Below are 14,768 nucleotides of genomic sequence, written 5' to 3' on the forward strand. Positions count from 1 at the left end.
GGGGAGAGAGCTTTCTCTCCCCGGGCCGGGGCGGCTTTTTTCTCCCTCCTCCCGCGCCTGTCGGTCCATTCCGGCGGAGGAAGAGGGAATTATCTTTTCACATAGAAAACGAGGATCAGATCGCCCTCGTCGCCTCCTTCAGCCACGCGAGGATCTCTCCCTCAAAGTAGGGAGAAAGCTTCTCATAGACGTCCTTGTGATAGGCATTCAGGAGCTCGATGTCTTGCGGCAGCATGATGCTCTTGTCCAGAGCATCCAGGTCGATCGGCGCCATTGTCAGATGCTCGAAATCCATGAACATGCCGAACTCATTCTCGATCGCCTTTTTGCAGACCATCAGATTCTCCGTCCGGATCCCGTACTGTCCCTCGACATAGAAGCCGGGCTCATCGGAGACGATATTTCCGGGGTTGAATTCCACATTTTCCAGGCGGCTCGGCAGATAGCGGTAGCGGATGCCGATCGGTCCCTCGTGGCAGGAGAGGCAGTAGCCGACGCCGTGCCCGGTCCCATGATTATAATTCAGCCCCTCCCTCCAGAAGATCTCTCTCCCGGCATAGTCAAAGGTCACTCCGGAGGAGCCCTGAAGGAGCTTCGCGTCCGCAAGGCGAAGCATCGCCATGCACACCATGGTGAAGTGCCGGATCTCCTCCTTCTTCAGCGGCCCCATGGCGATGGTCCTCGTCACATCCGTCGTTCCCTCATAATACTGTCCGCCGGAATCAATGAGATAGAAGCCGCTCGCCTCCACCTTCTTATCATGCTCCTCCGAAGGGGAGTAGTGGGGAAGCGCCGCGTTCTCCCCATAGGCGGAAATCGCGGGGAAGCTGTCCTCCAGATAGTGCGGGTCCTCCTTCCGGAGCCTCTGGAGATAGGCCGCGCCGCTGCACTCCGTGAGCTCCGGAGCCTGTAGGATTTCCTTCGCCTCCTCCGTGAGCTTTCCGTCCCGGAAGGCGTGCTTCATAAAATAGATATACTTTGTCAGCGCGATGCCGTCTTTGATGTGGGCCGTCCTCTCATTCTGGATCTCCACCTCATTCTTGATCGCCTTGTCATACGTACTGGGGAGCAGGGCATCGACGACAGAGACCGAGGGATCGATCGAGCGGAGGATCGCATAATTGGTCTTTCCGCCCTGAAGAAGGATGGTCCTGTTCCGAAGCTGCTTCACCGCGTCATAGATCCCATTATAGGGCGCGAGGCGGACCTGCAGCTTCTCCAGATAGCGCTTTACGCTCTCGTCGAAGTTCTCCTCATTGGCAAAGAGATAGCAGTTCTCCCGATCGATGAGCAGGAAGGAAAGGAAGACCGGTGTGCAGAGCACATCCCAGCCGCGGAGATTCAGAAGCCATGCGATATCATCGAGGCTTGCGATGACATGAATGTCGGCTCCCTTCTCCGTCATCTCCTCCCGAAGCCTGGAGAGCTTCTTCTCTGCACTCTCACCGGCCCACTTTTCCTCCAGAATCCAGACCTTCTCCTTCGGCAGAGAGGGCCGCTCCGGCCAGACATTTCCAACCAGATCCTTATCCGCCTGAATTTTCCCCTTTTTCTTCTCCGCGATAGCCTCAAGCTGCTTTCCGAGTCCGGAATTCACACATCTTCCGTCGAAGCCGAGCACGCCTCCCTCGGGGAGCACGGTCTCGATATACGCCGTCAGGGTCGGTACGCCCTTCTCCCCCATTTTCATGAGGTCCACGCCGTCGTAGAGCTCTCTCTCCGCCTGAATGAAGAATCTTCCGTCGGTGAAAAACTTCGCCGCATCCTGCGTCACAACCACATTGCAGCTGTCCCCCGTGAAGCCCGTGATATGGCGGATCGTCTTGAAATACTCCGAGACATACTCGCTCTGATGAAAATCGTCCATGGGAATCAGATAGACATCCGTCTTCTCTCTGGCCATCTCCTTCCGAAGCGCCTGTAATGCTCCCTTCATATAGCTCCTTTCTCTTTCCGGGAATCTCTCCCTCTGCTCCAGCAGAAAATATTATGCCGAAAATACCGGCAAGTACCATAAATCATAGCCCTGCGCGCCGCTTCGCTCCCTGCATCCATGGCGCTGACAGGGATCCCTCTGCCTCCTTTGCAAATGACCTGCATAAAGGAGAGCAGTCTAGCCTCTCCCGCTCTCCTCGGTAAATTTCCGGATTCTCCCGGAGAGCTCCGCCGTAAAATCCGATTTCAGGAAGCGAAAGCTCCAGTTCCCCCCGAGGGTGGACGGCTTATTGATGCGGGACTCTGCGCCAAAGCGGAGATAGTCCTGAAGCGGGATGATCACCGTATTCGCCTTCGTCTGCATCGAAAGCTCGATGAAGCGGTCCACATAGTTCGAGCTCTCGAGCTCGGAGAGCGCAGTGTGGAGAGCCTCCGCCGCCATCTGCCGGTCCTCCTCCGAAATCTCCGTAAACCAGGCTTTGAGCACCTGATTATCGTGCGTCCCGGTGTAGCCCACCGAATTCTCCGGCCAGCTGTCCGGGGAATAATCCGCCTCCTCCCGGGAATCAAAGGCAAACTCCAGGACCTTCATCCCGGGAAAGCCCGTATCCCTCACAAGCTTCCTCACAGAATCCGTCACATAGCCGAGGTCCTCCGCGATGATTCGCTTCTCCCCGAGCGCCTCCTTAAGCGCCCGGAAAAGCTCGATCCCCGGCCCCTTCTCCCATCGCCCGCCCCTCGCGTCCTTATCCCCGCTCGGGATGGAGAAATACTCGTCGAAGCCCCGGAAATGATCCACGCGGACGATATCATAGAGCGAAAAGCAATGCCGCATCCGCTCAATCCACCAGCGATAGCCGCTCTTTCTGTGATATTCCCAGTCGTAGAGGGGATTCCCCCAGAGCTGGCCGTCCGCCGCAAAGGAATCCGGGGGGCAGCCCGCAACCCGAAGGGGCTCTCCTTCAGGGCTCAGCTGAAAAAGCTTCGGATTCGAGAGAAGATCCGAAGAATCCTGCGACACATAGATCGGAATATCGCCGATCAGCTCGATCCCTCTCTCATTGACATAGCGCTTCAGCCTCCTCCACTGCTTCCGAAACTCATACTGCAAAAAGCAGTGGAAATCCTCGCTGTCTCCGCTCTTCTTCGCCATAAAAGCGGCGTAGTCGGGAAGCCAGAGCTCCTCCTCCTGCAAAAATTCCTGGTAGGACTCCCTCTCCGCTTCCCACGACTCCTCCCCGCAGAGCCCTCTCTGGAAGCGGGCATAGGCCTTTCGGAGGAGAGGATAGCGAAAGCGGTACTGCCTCTCATAGGAGATCCGCCTTTCCGGCTCCGAGAGCTCTCCGCTCCCGTCCTCTTTCTCTCCCTCTCGCTCCTCCGCTCCTTCCTCCAGCCCGGCCTCTTCACACTCCTCCTCCGTGAGGAGTCCCTCCCGGATCAAAGTCGGAAGATCAATGAAATAGGGATTCCCCGCAAAGGTGGAAAAGCTCTGATAGGGAGAATCCCCGTAGCCGGTCGGCCCCAGGGGCAGAATCTGCCAGTAGCTCTGCCCGGACTCCGAAAGAAAATCCGCAAAACGGAAGGCCTCCTCTCCGAAGCCTCCGATCCCATATCTCCCGGGCAGAGAAAAAATCGGGAGCAAAACTCCCGCAGCCCTTTTCCAGCCCGTCCGAGCGCTCTCCACCCGGCTGCTATCCTCCCGGAAAGCATCCCTTTGCAAATCTTTTTCCATTGCCATCGCTCTCTCCTTTTTCCTTTGTCATATCCTAACACTTTCGGGATGGAATAGCAACGAAAGGCGGAAAAAAGCTGTCTCTATTTCACGGTAAACCTCGCCTTTGGCAAAGAGAAATTACCGCTTTTTCACAAGATTTGTTTTTAACTTGCAGGACTGCACCTGTGATACATGGCTAAATTCGATTAACAATAATTAACTCGCGGAATATTACATGGTTGATCAAATATAAAGAGTAAAATGCATCAAAAACAATAGTTATGGTACAAAAGTTTGTCTATCCATAATATTGATTATTATTTGCGTCGCTGGTTATACTTGACTAACCGAAGATTATAAAATTAAGAAAGGAAGACTATGAAAATCAGGCATTTACTGAGCGCAGCGGCTTTCGCCATGCTTACAGCAGCATTGATTACAGGCTGTGGAGCAAACACCGGAAATACCGCAGGCCAAGACTCGACAAAGAGCACAGGCGTGGCAGATGCAGAAAAGAGCGCGATTTCCGCCGGTGCCTCTGAGACGACCTCCTTTCCAATCACAATGAAGCATGCTTACGGTGAGACGGTTATAAAGGAGAAGCCTGACAGAATAGTTACCCTTAACTGGAATAATGCGGATTCTATCCTCGCACTCGGACTAATCCCGGTGGGTGTTTCAAGAATCAACTGGGGGCCGGTCACAGAAAAGGGAATTCTTCCCTGGACAGAAGCCAAGTTTAAAGAACTTGGTGAAGAAAATCCCAATGTGTTTAACGACCTCGACGGTTTTGACTATGAGGCAATTGCAGGGGCTGATCCCGATATCATAGTTGCCCCTTACTCGGGAATGGAGAAAAAAGAATATGATCGCCTTTCAGAGATTGCACCTACTATTCCTTTCAAGGATATCGCCTGGAAGACTACCTGGAGAGAACAGCTTATAGAAGCGGCTGAAGCAGTCGGAAGGAAGGCTGAAGGGGAGAAGATCGTTGCGGATACGGATACTTTCATAAAAGAAACCATGGCAAAATATCCTGAGCTTGCGGGAAAAAGCGCGGCTTTATGCTATATAAGTGCGGCTGATCTCAGCAATTTCTCAGTATACAGAACCATAGATCCAAGAGCAGGCTATCTTGTGGATATGGGCTTCCGCTTCCCTGAAAAAGTAGAGGAACAGGCGACAGACAAGGATTCCTTCTATGTGCAGATTTCATCAGAGCTCGCGGTGGAAACCTTAAGCGACCTCGATATTATCATCACCTATGGGGATGATAAAACCTTTGATGCCATTAAGAACGATGCCATTTTCTCAAAAATACCTGCCGTAAGAGATGGCAGGGTAGTCGTGCTCGACAATAAAGGAAGCCTTTCAGCAGCTTGTAATCCCTCCGTACTTTCCATAAAAGCTGAGCTTACAAGCTATCTGGATGCGATCAGCGCAGTGGTGAAATAGATCAGGAGCGGAGTAAACATGGGAAAGAAAAAGTTTGTATTTTCTATTGTCTTATGCTTCGCCCTGCTTTTTGTTATGGCGGTATTCTCTATTTCTCTGGGCGCAAAGAGAATTGCATTTGCGAAGGTAATCGAAGTACTGTTGGGAAATGATTCGGAGAGCCTGGAAGCGACTATAATATTTCAGAGAATACCAAGGACTGTATTCGGAATCTTGGCGGGAGGTGCTCTTGGCATATCCGGGGCCCTGATGCAGAGCATCACAAGAAATCCGATTGCAGATCCGAGTATACTGGGAGTAAATACCGGTGCATCACTGTTTGTGGTGGCCGGTATTGCCTTTTTAAATATTACAGCGGCTTACCAGTATATCTGGCTCGCCATAACAGGGGCGGGACTTACGGCAGTTTTTGTATATGGAGTGGCCAGTATGGGTAAAGACGGCGCTACCCCGCTTAAGCTGGCACTTTCAGGTTCTGCGGTGAGCATCGTCCTGAGTTCAATAGTAAGCACGATTATGCTTCCAAACAACACGGTATTACAGGCTTTCAGATTCTGGCAGGTGGGAAGCATCGGCAGTGCCACATGGGAAAATATAGTCCTGATTGCCCCGTTTCTGATAGCCGGCTTTATCATATCTATGCTTATTTCAGGGTATTTAAATAACCTTGCCCTTGGGGATGAAGCGGCCACTGCCTTAGGTACCAATGTGGTGCTTACAAGGTCTGTCGGAGCTCTCGCCTCTGTGCTCTTATGCGGCGCGGCTACGGCACTTGCAGGCCCTATCGGCTTTGTAGGTCTTATCATACCCCATATCGTAAGACTTATATTCGGCAATGAGATGGGTAAAATGCTGCCCCTTTCCTTCCTTGGCTCAGGCATACTCTTACTGGTATCAGATGTGATCGGAAGAATGATAAGCTTCCCCGGGGAGACAGAAGTCGGTATCGTTACAGCAGTCCTCGGAGCGCCTATTTTCATATTTGCAATCCGGCAGGGGAGGGTGAAAAGTCTATGACGGAGTTGAATTATGGCTTTAAGAAAAGGGCCCTCAGGTGGCGGCTGGTTGTCCTTATGCTCTGCATACTTGGCTTTATATTCGTCGCCTGTGAGCTTTGTCTTGGAAGCGTATCCTACCCTGTAAGTGATGTGATAAGGGTACTGATGGGCGAAACGGTAGACGGAGTATCCTATGCGGTGAACCATGTAAGGCTTCCGAGAATGATGGGGGCGGTATTTTCAGGCTTTGCCTTCGGCGTTGCCGGCTATGTGTTTCAAAATCTCCTGCGTAACCCCCTTGCCTCGCCTGATGTAATAGGTATTTCTGCGGGAACCAGTACAGCAGCAGTATTTTTAATTCTGGTGGTGGGACTCAGAGGCAGTATTGTGTCCGTCTTCGCCATGATTTTCGGTATTGCCACTGCCGTAGTGATATACCGATTATCGGTAATAAAGGGACATTTCACCTATGGCAGAATGATCCTTATCGGGATAGGAATCGCGGCACTTTTAAGGGCAGTTACTTCTTATTTGCTCGCCAAGGCAGCGGAATATGAGGCAGCTACGACCATGCAGTGGTTGAGCGGAAGCCTGAACGATGTACAGATGACAGATATCCCCGCGCTTATGGCAGTAGTGGGCGTTATTACCATAATACTTGCATCTCTTACAAGACACATGGAAATTATTCCCTTGGGCGACGATTTTGCGGTAGCGCTTGGATTAAATACAAGACTGACTTATTCGCTTATGATAATCGCTGCGGTTATCCTGGTTTCTTTTGCAACTTCCGTCACGGGACCTATTGCATCTGTGTCTTTTCTTTCGGGGCCTATCGCTTCCAGTCTCGCAGGGAAGGGGAAGTCTAGCCTTATACCGGCAGGCCTCGTGGGGACCGTACTTACACTGGGAGCAGATCTGGTGGCTTTCCATGCCTTTCCTGTGCATTACCCTGTGGGAGTCGTTACGGGACTTTTAGGTGCACCATATATGCTTTATCTGCTTATAAGGATGAATAAAAGGGGTGTGAACTGATGGGAAAACATCTATTAGAAGCCAGAAATCTGGTAGCGGGCTACGATGGAAGAGCGATAATAAAAGGACTTGATCTGACTATACCGGAGGGGAAAATATCGGTAATTATAGGCTCAAACGGCTGTGGAAAATCGACTCTTCTTAAAACATTCTGCAGACTGAATAAAGTAATGTCAGGGGATATCTATCTGGACGGCAGGCCTGTATCGGACTATGCTCCAAAGGAAATGGCAAAGATAATAAGCCTTATGCCGCAGTCCCCGCTCGTACCAGAGGGCATCACCGTCTATGACCTCATAAGCAGAGGGCGCTTCCCTTATCGCAGGGTATTCAGAGGAATGGATGCCAGGGACTTTAAGGCAATTGGAGAAGCCATGGAGACTATGGGCATAACGGAGCTTCGTGACAGGGCTGTAGATGAACTTTCCGGAGGTCAGCGTCAGCGTGTGTGGATAGCCCTTGCTCTGGCACAACAGACAGACATTCTCTTCCTGGACGAGCCTACCACCTTCCTTGATATCGCTTATCAGATAGATATCCTAGACCTTCTTGGAGAGCTCAACAGAAGCAAGAAGACAACTATCATTATGGTGCTTCATGATATTAACCTTTCGGTCCGCTATGCGGATTACATCTTTGCTCTTAAGTCAGGGAATCTTTATGCGGAGGGTGCGCCCGAAAAGATAATAAGCGAAAAGCTCATAAAGGATGTATATGGACTTGACAATCAGGTAATTATAGATCCAAGCTCGAATGCACCTATGGTCGTGCCTATAGGCAAGCATCAGAAGAGTTTTTCGTAGGTGATGTTGATCATAAATCTTGACACTTCTCATTCACAGATTTAAAAAGGGAACGGGACCGCTGAAGCGGTCCCGTTTCACAGATTCTTCCTTCTCTTCAGTCCTTTCTCTTGATCCAGCTTACGACAAAGATAGTCAAGAACAAAATCCCGTAAATGTACAGGATATAGAGGAGCGATGACGGCCTCCAAATCATAAACTTTTAGCCGCAAAAAAGCACCCTCGTAAATGCCTCTCCCATCAACTGACTCTATGATAAAATTCCGTCAGCTATATATCCCCCTTATTCACCTTCTCCTGACAAATAGCACCTTCTCAGACGGTCGATCATTTCTTTTTTTGTTCTTCTCAATCCAAGCTGTTTCACGTCTAACCCTTCATCTCCCATCTTCAAAAGGAATTCTTCAATATCCTTTTTGATCGCCCCCTCTGCTGGAAGTACCGTCTCTCCCCCCAGCAGAGCAGACATTCGAAAGACATCATTCTTATGCTTCCGGATATTTTTGCTGTCTATATTCTCTCCCTTTACTCGCCTCTTTGTCAGATCCAGCCAGGCTTTCATCTTAAATGGAATCAGATAGGGCGTATCCAGTATCGCCACCCCATCTATCACGATCGATCCCTTCCTCAGGAATTGATAATACATCTCATCCAGCAAAATAGCAGATAAGCTGGACACTTCCTCCTCTATCGGGATTGGAGTGAGTACTGCTTCTTCCGGCAAAAGAATCCTATCCGTCCTTCTCGAAAACAGTTCAATCATCGCAGGATAATCCCCGTTCTTTGGTTTTGAAAAACGATAGAACTGGCTCTTTCCGCTACTCTTATCCCGATGCTCATATCCCGCATCTTGAATGTAATCCCAAAACCTTCTGCTAAACTCCGGTGTCAATTCCTCAAGAATCAATACCAGATCAATATCTTTCGTTGCACGAAAATCCAAATCGTAATCCGACATCAATAGATCGCAGGCCGTACCACCGATAATCGTATAGTTTGCTTCGAACCCGGCGAACCAGTCCCTAAAACTTTGAAAGCCTTTAAGCATGATACTCCCTCCAGAAGTCACTCATCATGGTATCAAGTGCTTCCTGTACGCGCTCATCCGGATCATCTCGAAGCGACAGGTAAAGAGAGATAGGATCTACACTTCCATTCTTTTCAAAAAGACAGGGATCATATATCCACTGTTCGATCTGAGTATCTTGATCTGCGTCCGTCATCTCCTCCATATATTCTGCCGGAAGATTGTTTACCGCATAAACATTGGTCCTCGGAGCACTGAGCATAGAGCACTCAGACAGCGCCAGGTATCCTGCCTTCAGACAATTCTCAAAAGCCTTATCTTTTGTGACATACAGCTTCCGTCCGACTGGTGATAGCAAAAAGCTCTCTGCTTTTCGAAAAAGAGCTTGCCCTTGATTCGTCATTAAAATAATTTTATGCACACCCTCTTTTTGTGTCTTGAGCATTCCGGCATCTTCCAGCTGTCTGACGGCTCTTGAAGCAGTCATCGCCGTCAAGTTTAATTCCTTTGCCACATCCCTCAGCAGGATTTTATTCTTTGCTCCATAAAGTAAATGCAAGAAAACAACCTGTGCCGACGGCGTCAGCTGCGTGCGAAATTCCGCTGGTCTTGAATATTTTTCGCGCAGAGCAATGCCCATAAATGGAAGGAAGATCTGTGTTCCCTCCACGATAAATGGGATTCCTGCACGGATCAGACTCTCGCGCTGTCTTGGAAGACATGTCTGAAGCACCAGTACAAGCGGAACTCCAGCTAACGATCCTGCCTTTCTCACATGCGCCTTGGTATTAGCCAGACTCTCCATTGATCCTTTAACATACATGAAGACCGTTGGAACTTCGTCAAGAAACACCCTTTGAAAATCATAGCGATCGGTGATCAGGAATGGCAGTTTTTTACTATCCTTCCATTGACTGTAAATGGCTTTTATTCCAAGCACTTCTTCCAGATAGCTCATCTCGCCTCCCCTATAATAACATCATAAACGCATATTAACACTAATTATGTTAAAGTGCAATTCATTTGTTATTTGATTCTATCTCTATAATACTAATTGATATCACTGTTAATCTTTCTGATACTTTCAATATTACTTTCTGTCAGTCATCTGGACATGGTGAGCAGGTTTTCTTTTCCTTTTTTCCATAATAAAAGGCCTTCTATGATTTTGATTGCATCATAAAAGACCTTGTGCTCAGATGTTTTCAAAACTTCATCATAGTCTCGGTTAATCCGTTACTTCAGCGCCATCATCTACCCTTTTTATGATAAATAGGGCTTTAACCGTTATGGCTTTTATGAGTTTTCTTAACTAACGAAACGGCATACCGAATACAAAGCCTTTCGATCATCGTGAAAACACTCAGCAAAACCACTATTGCAATACCAAGTTGCCATTCTCTCGAAAAAAAGAATGCAGACATCCCAGCGATAAAACCGCTATTTACAATGCCGTATCCATTCCAATTCTCGGCAAAACCATAGAAGAAACCGAGATCTCCAATGATCTCCCATACCGTCAATCCCACGCTGACAAGACATAAACCAGCGCCAACCGCAAGCTCTAACACCAAAGGGAGGGAAGGTGACATAGCCATTCTGATACCTATACAAACGCATCCAACCACGAATACATATAAAGCCATCTTATAGTCAACTGCAAATTTCATAAGGCCTCTCCTTCCTATGGAAATTTCCATTAACTTCCTTCCTGATGGTAGAATTGTATTGGTTATAACCCCCTTTCTATTCCTCACCACATAAGATAGGGTGAATAGCAAACGCCTTTATAACAACACTTCTCAAATTATCTTTTCAATCTATTAAATATAACATTTTTTGCTTCTTATTCTCGTTATTCTTTTGTCTATATTATAGTGAGAATGCGAATGGATTTCAAGCTTTCAAGTCTTTTTTCTTCTAAGTTATGACTCCTAAAATGAAGTTGAGAACTCCACTCTCTTTTAAATTCGGAAAGGATGTGTCATGTTTTGCGGCACGAATTTTACAGCGTTCTTGATCCTTTCGAAAAAGAAACGGAGCCGCCAAAGCGACCCCGCATCATAAATCCTCTCTCCTCCTCAGTCCTTTCTCTTGATCCAGCTTATGACAAAGATAGTCAAGAACAAAACCCCGTAGATGTACAGGATATAGAGGAGCGATGACGCCCCCCCTCCTCTTAGGATGGTGGAGATCAAAGAGGCTATAAAGAAGGCTATGTTCAAAAGGACAAATGTCTTTACGCTCACTGTGAATGCCTCCTTTCCGAAAACGGCTTTTGTCCCTCTCTTCCTGTTCTCCAAGGCAGAGGATCTCAGCAGCGCTCAGCTCCCCGCAAAGGTTCTTCCTCTTCAGTATCGTTGATTTGCCAAGGAATGGCAAGGAAATCTTTTCTGACGAAAGCTTTTCTTTTTCGGGCCCTCCCCGCTGCCTTACGGCAGCATGGAGCGGATCTCATCCTTCTTTGCGATCGTGTCACAGTAGATGCAGCGGTACTGCCTTCTCTCCCGGTCTGCAAGGCGGAAAATATGGGGGAGCTCCTGCTCCGTGGAGGTGATGCAGCGGGGGTTTCTGCAGCGAAGAACATTCCGGAGCTTCTCCGGGAGCTCCAGGCTCGCCTTTCTGACCTGCTTCCCATCCTTAATGTAGTTCACCGTGATGCCGGGATCGATATATCCCAAGACCTCCAGGTCGAGATCGATATTCTCCGAGATCTTCACGATATCCTTCTTCCCCATCTTATGGGAGACGCAGTTCTGTATCATGGCGACCTGACTTTTCACCCGGTCTAGCCCCAGATAGCGGTAGACCAGCATGCTTCTCCCCGCCTTGATGTGGTCCAGCACAATTCCATTCTCTATTCCGTCTATCTTCATCCTGTCTGTCCTCCTCTCTTATTCATCCAGTCCCAGAAGGAAGAGGATGAGGGCCATCCGCATCTGCTTTCCGCAGAGGGTCTGATAGAAATATTTTGCCCTGGGGTCTCTGTCCACCGCGACGGAAATCTCATTGACCCTCGGGAGAGGATGCAGAATCGCGAGGCTCTCCTTGGAATTCCTCAGCTTCTCCGGCGTCAGGACATAGATATCCTTTAAGCGAAGATAATCCTCTTCGTTGAAGAAGCGCTCCTTCTGGACCCTCGTCATATAAAGGATATCGAGCTTTGGGATCGCGTCCTCCAAAGAGGTCGTCTCCTCGAACTCCGCGCCGGAGGATCTGAGCTTTTCGATCTCATACTCGGGCAGTCTGAGCTCCTCCGGGGAGATCAGGATATAACGGTTCTTCGGATAGCGAAGCATTGCATCGATCAGGGAATGCACCGTGCGCCCGAACTTCAGGTCCCCGCAGAGACCGAGTGTGAGTCCCTCCAGCTTCCCGCAGGTCCTCCTCACCGTCAGAATATCCGCAAGAGTCTGCGTCGGATGGAAGTGCCCGCCGTCCCCCGCATTGATAAAGGGAACCGTGCTGTTTTGTGCCGCGACGACCGGGGCGCCCTCCTTCGGATGCCGCATGGTGATGATGTCCGCGTAGTTGGATACGACCGCAATCGTGTCCGCCACGCTCTCCCCCTTCGCCGCGGAAGAACTCGAGGCCCCGGCGAAGCCGAGCACCTGTCCCCCGAGCTCCAGCATTGCCGCCTCAAAGGAGAGCCGCGTCCTGGTGGAGGGCTCAAAGAAAAGTGTCGCAAGCTTCTTATAGCGGCAGCGATCCCGGTACTCCTCCGGCTGCTTCTCGATCCGGTCCGCAAGATCCATGAGATGTTCGAGCTCACCCACCGACAGATCCAAGATATTGATGACGCTCCTTAGCTTTCCCTGCATCGCATTGACTTCCTTTCTTCATACTGTACTGTATCCGTTCTCTCTTTCCCCGCTGCCCTTTCATCCATACTGACAGCGCTAATTCCGGCAGGAAAACCACGCCGTCTCCCGCTCCCCTATCGCATCCAGCTCTCGTCCGCCGGATCGTCCCGGAAGCGAAGCAGCTTTCCCTCATCCTCGGGGCGGATATAGCCCTTCCGGAGCGCGACCTTTAAGAGCGTGTCCAGATCGCAGAGGCTTTTGTTCCGGACTTTAGCGCTGTCCAGTCTCTCCACCCCCTTCTTCATCCCATAGGTGAAGATGCTGACGATCCCGAGCACCTCCGCTCCCTCCTCCCGGAGCGCTTCCACACAATCCAGGACCGAGCCGCCGGTGGAGATCAGATCCTCGATGACGACGACCTTCTCCCCCTTCGAGAGTCTCCCCTCGATCCGGTTCTTCCTCCCGTGGTCCTTCGCCTTTCCCCGGACATAGCCCATGGGAAGACCGAGGAGCTGAGAAGCGATGGCCGCGTGCGCGATACCGGCCGTGGCAGTGCCAAAGAGCGCCTCCGCCTCCGGATACTCCCGCTTCACCGTCTCCGCGATCCCCTCCTCTATGAGCGTCCTCACCGATGGAAAGCTCAGAACCAGACGATTATCACAGTAGATCGGGGAACGAATGCCGGAGGCCCAGGTGAAGGGCTCCTCCGGGCGAAGAAAAACCGCCCGAATGGAGAGCAGTGCCTCTGCCGCTTTTTCTCCGATCTCCTCTGTCTTCCCAAACGCTGTCTTTTCCTCTCTATCCATTTTTAATCCTCCCGCTTCTCATCCGACACTGTGCCGCCCGGAGCCGCCGAAGCCCCTGTGAACTCCTCCATCGCCCTCCGATAGGCCGAGACAGGATCCTCCGCCCGCGTGATGGGGCGTCCCATGACGATATAATCCGCGCCGAGCTCCTTCGCCCTCTCCGGCGAAGCGACGCGGGACTGATCTCCGGCCTCCCCTCCCGGAAAACGGACGCCGGGGCAGACACTCAAAAAGTCCCGTCCAAGGTTGTCGTGGATCCTTCCCGCTTCCAGCGGAGAGCAGACAACCCCGTCCAGTCCGGCCTCGCGGGCCCTCCTGGCATAATGCAGAACCACCTCGTCGATCGGCTCCCGGATCAGAAGATCCCGCTCCATCCTCTCCTGTGAAGTCGAGGTGAGCTGCGTCACCGCGATGAGGAGCGGGCGTCTGCCATCCGGCCTCGTGAGCCCCTCAAGCGCAGCCTCCATCATCTCCTTCGTCCCAGAGGCGTGGACATTTGTCATGTCGATGTCCAGCTCCCGGAGAGAACGCATCGCGGAGCGCACCGTATTCGGGATATCATGGAGCTTCAGATCCAGAAAAACTGGATGTCCCAGCTCCTTCAGCTCCCGCACAATCCGCGGCCCCTCCGCGTAGAAAAGCTCCATGCCGATCTTCACATAGGGCTTCCTACTCTCCCCGGAAAAGTACCGGAGAAAACGGAAAAGCTCCTCCCTCCCCGGAAAATCCAGCGCTATGATGACATCTCTTCCCATCCCTCTGCTCTCCTTCCACTCCTTCATCGCCGTGCCATAAGCAGTCCATTTTCCGCCCCGGTGCTTGGCGATGACCACTGTCAACATCCATGCCGAAAGCAACGGTATCTAAGGAACCACTGATTTACTCCTGTGCTCACGTGCCATAGGCGTGTGCCTCAAAAGACACTCCCGTTCGGGGCTCCACGCAGCGGTACTAAATTCACACTTCGTTGCACTCGTGTTCATTAAGTGCCGGCGTTCCGCACGCTTTTGCGGCATCACGCCCGCTGGCACGTAACTTTCCCGATTTAATCAGTGTTTTCCTAAACACAGGCTCCCGCAATACCGGGCTGTACTGCTGCCAGGCCGAATCCACCCATGCCGCCCTGCCGGACCGGTCGATCCATGAGCAGGCCGTCTACCGCCCCGGCGCTTAAGGACTCGGCTTCGCCCGG

Annotated in this window: 14 protein-coding genes; 4 read left to right on the forward strand and 10 right to left on the reverse strand. The window is 50.9% G+C overall.

The genetic code is table 11. The features are described 5' to 3' along the window. Positions 1–115: 115 nt before the first annotated feature. Positions 116–1,936: an aminopeptidase P family protein gene (locus tag HMPREF1986_RS05955; RefSeq protein WP_021773886.1), complete on the reverse strand. Its 1,821-nt coding sequence runs from the start codon at positions 1,934–1,936 to the stop codon at positions 116–118. 177 nt (positions 1,937–2,113) lie between these two features. After that, positions 2,114–3,673, reverse strand: coding sequence for a 4-alpha-glucanotransferase (gene malQ, locus HMPREF1986_RS05960; RefSeq protein ID WP_021773888.1), 1,560 nt, complete (start codon positions 3,671–3,673; stop codon positions 2,114–2,116). A gap of 354 nt (positions 3,674–4,027) precedes the next feature. Between malQ and HMPREF1986_RS05965 the strand changes: the two genes are divergently transcribed. From HMPREF1986_RS05965 to HMPREF1986_RS05980, 4 genes are read left to right on the forward strand one after another with little or no spacing between them, the layout of a single operon-like run. Further along, positions 4,028–5,104 carry an iron-siderophore ABC transporter substrate-binding protein gene (locus HMPREF1986_RS05965; protein ID WP_021773889.1) on the forward strand — a complete coding sequence of 359 codons (1,077 nt, stop codon included), beginning with the start codon at positions 4,028–4,030 and terminating at the stop codon, positions 5,102–5,104. 18 nt (positions 5,105–5,122) lie between these two features. After that, entirely contained in the window at positions 5,123–6,121 is a 999-nt protein-coding gene (locus HMPREF1986_RS05970; RefSeq protein ID WP_021773890.1) for a FecCD family ABC transporter permease, read from the forward strand. Next, positions 6,118–7,137, forward strand: coding sequence for a FecCD family ABC transporter permease (locus tag HMPREF1986_RS05975; RefSeq protein WP_021773891.1), 1,020 nt, complete (start codon positions 6,118–6,120; stop codon positions 7,135–7,137). Before HMPREF1986_RS05970 ends, HMPREF1986_RS05975 begins: the two co-directional genes overlap by 4 nt. Beyond that, complete coding sequence (locus HMPREF1986_RS05980) at positions 7,137–7,940, forward strand: ABC transporter ATP-binding protein (RefSeq protein WP_021773892.1); 804 nt, start codon at positions 7,137–7,139, stop codon at positions 7,938–7,940. The genes HMPREF1986_RS05975 and HMPREF1986_RS05980 overlap by 1 nt, the downstream gene beginning before the upstream one ends. Before the next feature lie 283 nt (positions 7,941–8,223). Here HMPREF1986_RS05980 and HMPREF1986_RS05985 read toward each other — a convergent pair whose 3' ends face one another. The 8 genes from HMPREF1986_RS05985 to pyrF form a co-directional block, all read right to left on the reverse strand. Further along, on the reverse strand, positions 8,224–8,988 hold the full coding sequence (locus HMPREF1986_RS05985) for a hypothetical protein (RefSeq protein WP_021773893.1): 765 nt from the start codon (positions 8,986–8,988) through the stop codon (positions 8,224–8,226). Then, positions 8,981–9,925, reverse strand: coding sequence for a MarR family transcriptional regulator (locus HMPREF1986_RS05990; protein ID WP_021773894.1), 945 nt, complete (start codon positions 9,923–9,925; stop codon positions 8,981–8,983). Before HMPREF1986_RS05990 ends, HMPREF1986_RS05985 begins: the two co-directional genes overlap by 8 nt. A 322-nt stretch (positions 9,926–10,247) precedes the next feature. Continuing rightward, a complete protein-coding gene (locus tag HMPREF1986_RS05995; RefSeq protein WP_155812755.1) occupies positions 10,248–10,637 on the reverse strand; it encodes a hypothetical protein in 390 nt (129 codons plus the stop codon). Between the two features lie 411 nt (positions 10,638–11,048). After that, entirely contained in the window at positions 11,049–11,216 is a 168-nt protein-coding gene (locus HMPREF1986_RS13140) for a hypothetical protein (RefSeq protein ID WP_155978782.1), read from the reverse strand. A 183-nt stretch (positions 11,217–11,399) separates the two neighbouring features. Then, positions 11,400–11,843 (reverse strand): aspartate carbamoyltransferase regulatory subunit, encoded by a 444-nt coding sequence (locus tag HMPREF1986_RS06000; protein WP_009215611.1) that lies wholly within the window; start codon positions 11,841–11,843, stop codon positions 11,400–11,402. Between the two features lie 18 nt (positions 11,844–11,861). After that, on the reverse strand, positions 11,862–12,788 hold the full coding sequence (gene pyrB / locus HMPREF1986_RS06005; RefSeq protein WP_021773896.1) for an aspartate carbamoyltransferase: 927 nt from the start codon (positions 12,786–12,788) through the stop codon (positions 11,862–11,864). 116 nt (positions 12,789–12,904) lie between these two features. Further along, positions 12,905–13,576, reverse strand: coding sequence for an orotate phosphoribosyltransferase (pyrE, locus tag HMPREF1986_RS06010; protein ID WP_021773897.1), 672 nt, complete (start codon positions 13,574–13,576; stop codon positions 12,905–12,907). 2 nt (positions 13,577–13,578) lie between these two features. Beyond that, positions 13,579–14,331 (reverse strand): orotidine-5'-phosphate decarboxylase, encoded by a 753-nt coding sequence (pyrF, locus tag HMPREF1986_RS06015; protein ID WP_051273890.1) that lies wholly within the window; start codon positions 14,329–14,331, stop codon positions 13,579–13,581. Positions 14,332–14,768: the final 437 nt, after the last annotated feature.

Origin of the sequence: Oribacterium sp. oral taxon 078 str. F0263, from assembly GCF_000469565.1 — a bacterium.
Taxonomy (GTDB): domain Bacteria; phylum Bacillota; class Clostridia; order Lachnospirales; family Lachnospiraceae; genus Oribacterium.

What these genes read in the sequence shown, in the direction of transcription:
- HMPREF1986_RS05955 (WP_021773886.1), bottom strand. Translation starts at nt 1,936, where the DNA reads ATGAAGGGAGCATTACAGGCGCTTCGGAAGGAGATGGCCAGAGAGAAG.
- malQ (WP_021773888.1), bottom strand. Translation starts at nt 3,673, where the DNA reads ATGGCAATGGAAAAAGATTTGCAAAGGGATGCTTTCCGGGAGGATAGC.
- HMPREF1986_RS05965 (WP_021773889.1), top strand. Translation starts at nt 4,028, where the DNA reads ATGAAAATCAGGCATTTACTGAGCGCAGCGGCTTTCGCCATGCTTACA.
- HMPREF1986_RS05970 (WP_021773890.1), top strand. Translation starts at nt 5,123, where the DNA reads ATGGGAAAGAAAAAGTTTGTATTTTCTATTGTCTTATGCTTCGCCCTG.
- HMPREF1986_RS05975 (WP_021773891.1), top strand. Translation starts at nt 6,118, where the DNA reads ATGACGGAGTTGAATTATGGCTTTAAGAAAAGGGCCCTCAGGTGGCGG.
- HMPREF1986_RS05980 (WP_021773892.1), top strand. Translation starts at nt 7,137, where the DNA reads ATGGGAAAACATCTATTAGAAGCCAGAAATCTGGTAGCGGGCTACGAT.
- HMPREF1986_RS05985 (WP_021773893.1), bottom strand. Translation starts at nt 8,988, where the DNA reads ATGCTTAAAGGCTTTCAAAGTTTTAGGGACTGGTTCGCCGGGTTCGAA.
- HMPREF1986_RS05990 (WP_021773894.1), bottom strand. Translation starts at nt 9,925, where the DNA reads ATGAGCTATCTGGAAGAAGTGCTTGGAATAAAAGCCATTTACAGTCAA.
- HMPREF1986_RS05995 (WP_155812755.1), bottom strand. Translation starts at nt 10,637, where the DNA reads ATGAAATTTGCAGTTGACTATAAGATGGCTTTATATGTATTCGTGGTT.
- HMPREF1986_RS06000 (WP_009215611.1), bottom strand. Translation starts at nt 11,843, where the DNA reads ATGAAGATAGACGGAATAGAGAATGGAATTGTGCTGGACCACATCAAG.
- pyrB (WP_021773896.1), bottom strand. Translation starts at nt 12,788, where the DNA reads ATGCAGGGAAAGCTAAGGAGCGTCATCAATATCTTGGATCTGTCGGTG.
- pyrE (WP_021773897.1), bottom strand. Translation starts at nt 13,576, where the DNA reads ATGGATAGAGAGGAAAAGACAGCGTTTGGGAAGACAGAGGAGATCGGA.
- pyrF (WP_051273890.1), bottom strand. Translation starts at nt 14,331, where the DNA reads ATGGGAAGAGATGTCATCATAGCGCTGGATTTTCCGGGGAGGGAGGAG.